The sequence below is a fragment of the Streptomyces sp. NPDC001852 genome, from assembly GCF_042891825.1.
Classification (GTDB): Bacteria; Actinomycetota; Actinomycetes; order Streptomycetales; family Streptomycetaceae; genus Streptomyces.
Genome location: NZ_JBIATN010000083.1, coordinates 1 through 3,528 on the forward strand (window position 1 = coordinate 1; position 3,528 = coordinate 3,528).

Below are 3,528 nucleotides of genomic sequence, written 5' to 3' on the forward strand. Positions count from 1 at the left end.
GGAACAGGACGGTGCCGCCGACCGCGTGGTCCGCCAGCCACGGCTGGGCCGAAGTGGAGAGCCGGCCCGTCAGCACCACGGCCTCGCTGTCCGGCAGCCTCACTGCCGCACCGAGCAGCGCGTGTCCGGCGGGATCCAGCCCGGCCTCGGACAGCCCGCCCAACTCGGCGGCCACCCAGGACTCGGCCAGGTAGTCCAGGGTGTGGAACCAGTAGCGCTGCCGCTGGAAGGCGTAGGTGGGCAGCTCGACACGGCGGGCTCCGGTGCCCGCGTAGAACGCCGACCAGTCGACCTTCCCACCGTGCACCGCGATCCGGGCCACCGCGGACACCAGCTCACGCGCCTCACCACGGTCACGACGCAACACCGGGACGAAGACACCCTCGGCACTCTGCTGACCCATCGCCGTCAACACCGCGTCCGGGCCCAGCTCCAGATACGTGGTGACACCCTTGTCGGCCAGCACCTTCACCGCGTCCGCGAACCGGACGGCTTCGCGAACGTGCCGGACCCAGTACTCCGGATCCGACAGGTCGTCCGTCACCGGGGCACCGGTGAGGGTGGACACGATCGGGATCGACGGGGTGCCGTACTCCAACTCGCTTGCTATGGATCGGAATTCGGCGAGCATCGGCTCCATCAGCGGCGAGTGGAACGCGTGCGAGACCTTCAGCCGGGTCGTCTTACGACCCTCCGCCTCGAAGTGCGCCTTGACCCGCAGCGCCTCCGCCTCCACCCCGGAAACCACCACCGCAGTCGGACCGTTCACCGCTGCGATACCGACACCGTCCACCAACAGCGGACGCACTTCTTCCTCGGTCGCCTGCACGGCGACCATCGCGCCGCCCTCCGGAAGCGCCTGCATCAGACGGCCACGAGCGGTGACCAGCCTCGCCGCATCCGCAAGCGACAGCACACCCGAGACATGGGCGGCGGCGAACTCACCGATCGAGTGCCCCGCCAGATAGTCCGGCTTGACACCCCAGGAATCCACCAGCCGGTACAGCGCCACCTCAACCGCGAACAACGCCGGCTGCGTGAACTCCGTGCGACTCAACCGCTCCGCGTCCTCACCCCAGATGACCTCACGCAACGGCAGCTCGATCGCCTCGAGGACCGCATCGAAGGCCTCCGCGAACACCGGGAAGGCGTCATACAACTCCCGGCCCATCCCGACCCGCTGCGCCCCCTGACCCGTGAACAGGAACGCCGTACGACCAGCCCCCCGCACACTCCCCTGCACCACACCCGCAGCCGACCGGCCCTCCACCAACGCACCCAGACCGGCCAGCAACTCATCCCGGTCCGCACCCACCACGGCCGCCCGGAAGTCCAGGGCGCTACGGGTGTCGGTCAGGGAGTGGGCGATGTCCAGGGGGCGCAGGTCGGGGTGGGACTCGAGGTGGGAGCGCAGGCGCTGGGCCTGGCCGTGCAGGGCCTGTTCCGTCCTGCCGGAGATGACGAGGGGGACGACGGGGAGGGTTCGGCCCTCGGCTTCCTCCTCCGGGGCTTCCTCGGCGGGGGCCTGCTCGATGATGACGTGGGCGTTGGTACCGCTGATACCGAACGAGGAGATGCCCGCGCGGCGCGGACGACCCGTCTCCGGCCACGGACGGGACTCGGTGAGCAGGCGCACCTGGCCGGACTCCCAGTCGACCTTCGGGGTCGGCTCGTCGACGTGGAGGGTCTTGGGCAGCACACCGTGCCGGATCGCCTCGACCATCTTGATGATGCCCGAAACACCCGCAGCCGCCTGCGTGTGCCCCATGTTCGACTTGATCGAACCCAGCCACAACGGCTGATCCTCCGCACGGTCCTTGCCATACGTCGCCAGCAACGCCTGCGCCTCGATCGGATCACCCAGCGTCGTCCCCGTACCGTGCGCCTCCACCGCGTCGATGTGGTCGGGGGCGAGCTGGGCGTTGGCGAGGGCCTGGCGGATGACGCGGACCTGGGAGGGGCCGTTGGGGGCCGTCAGGCCGTTGCTCGCACCGTCCTGGTTGACGGCGATGCCGCGGACGACGGCGAGGACGGGGTGGCCGTTGGCGCGGGCGTCGGACAGGCGCTCCACGAGCAGCATGCCCGCGCCCTCGCCCCAGGCGGTGCCGTCGGCCGCCGCGGCGAACGACTTGCAGCGGCCGCTGCGGGACAGACCCCGCTGGCGGCTGAACTCAACGAACGTCTCCGGGGTCGCCATCACGCACACACCGCCGACCAGGGCGAGGCTGCACTCCCCGGAACGCAGGGCGTGCACCGCGGAGTTGAGCGCGACGAGGGACGAGGAGCAGGCGGTGTCCATGGTGACCGACGGGCCTTCGAGGCCGAGCGCGTAGGAGACGCGGCCGGAGGCGATGGAACCGGTGTTCGCGTTGGCTGCGTAGTCGTGGTACATCATCCCGGCGAAGACACCGGTGGCCGAACCCTTCAGCGTCGTCGGGTCGATGCCGGCCCGCTCGATCGCCTCCCAGGCGGTCTCCAGCAGCAGCCGCTGCTGCGGGTCCATGATGAGTGCCTCGTTCGGGCTGATGCCGAACAGGGACGGGTCGAAGTCGGCGGCGTCGTGCAGGAAGCCGCCCTCACGGACGTAGGTCGTGCCCGGGCGCTGTCCCTCGGGGTCGAAGAGCTGGTCGGCGTCCCAGCCGCGGTCGGCCGGGAACTGCGAGACCGCGTCCACCCCGTCGGCGACCAGCCGCCACAGCTCCTCCGGCGTCTCCACCCCGCCCGGGTATCGGCAGCTCATGCCGATGATGGCAACGGGCTCGCGGAGTGTGGCGGTGAGCTTCTTGTTCTGGGCGCGCAGCCGCTCGGTCTCCTTCAGCGCCGACCGGAGCGCGTCGACGAGCTTGTTCTGGTCAGAGCCGGCCATTACACATCTCCCGTTTCGCCGCTGAGCGCCAGGCTGATGAGGCTTTCGGCGTCCATGTCGTCGATCGATCCCTCCCAGGCCTCGTCGGCCTCGTCCGGTTCGGTCCGTACGTCACCGACGCCGCCGAGTTCGAGCAGGGCGTCCAGCAGACCCGCGTCCCGCAGCCTGCTGAGCGGAATGGTCTGCAGCACCTGGCGGATCTCCGCCTCACCCGACCCGTCAGCGTTGCCGCCCGCACCGGAGTCCGGAACGAGTTCCGCTCGCATGTGGTCGGCCAGCGCCCGTGCGTTGGGGTAGTCGAAGACGAGCGTGGGCGGCAGCCGCAGGCCGCTGACACCGCCCAGCACGTTGCGGAACTCGACCGCGCTGAGGGAGTCGAAGCCCAGCTCGCTGAAGGCCCGGTCCGGGTCGATGGCGTCGACGCCCGCATGTCCGAGGATCGTCGCCGCGTGGGTGCGGACGATGTCGAGCAGCAGGGCTTCCTGCTCCTCCGGCGAGAGGCCGGCGAGCTGCTGCTTGAGCGCCGCCGTGTCCCGGCCGCCGCCGCCTGCCGCCGCGGTGCGCCGACTGGTGACGCGGACCAGCCCGCGGAACAGGGCGGGCAGGTCCTCACCGGCCGAGCGCAACGCCTTCAGGTCCAGGGCGATGGGGACGAGGGCGGG

The 3,528-nt window shown here is 70.6% G+C and carries 2 protein-coding genes; both read right to left on the reverse strand.

Annotated features, from left to right (window positions below):
• Positions 1–2,866, reverse strand: a 2,866-nt coding sequence (locus tag ACFYZB_RS46650; protein ID WP_388768246.1) for a type I polyketide synthase, incomplete at its 3' end; no start/stop codon positions are given.
• Positions 2,866–3,528: acyl carrier protein (locus ACFYZB_RS46655; protein WP_388768248.1), on the reverse strand; the 663-nt coding region annotated here is incomplete at its 5' end. The genes ACFYZB_RS46655 and ACFYZB_RS46650, both read right to left, overlap by 1 nt.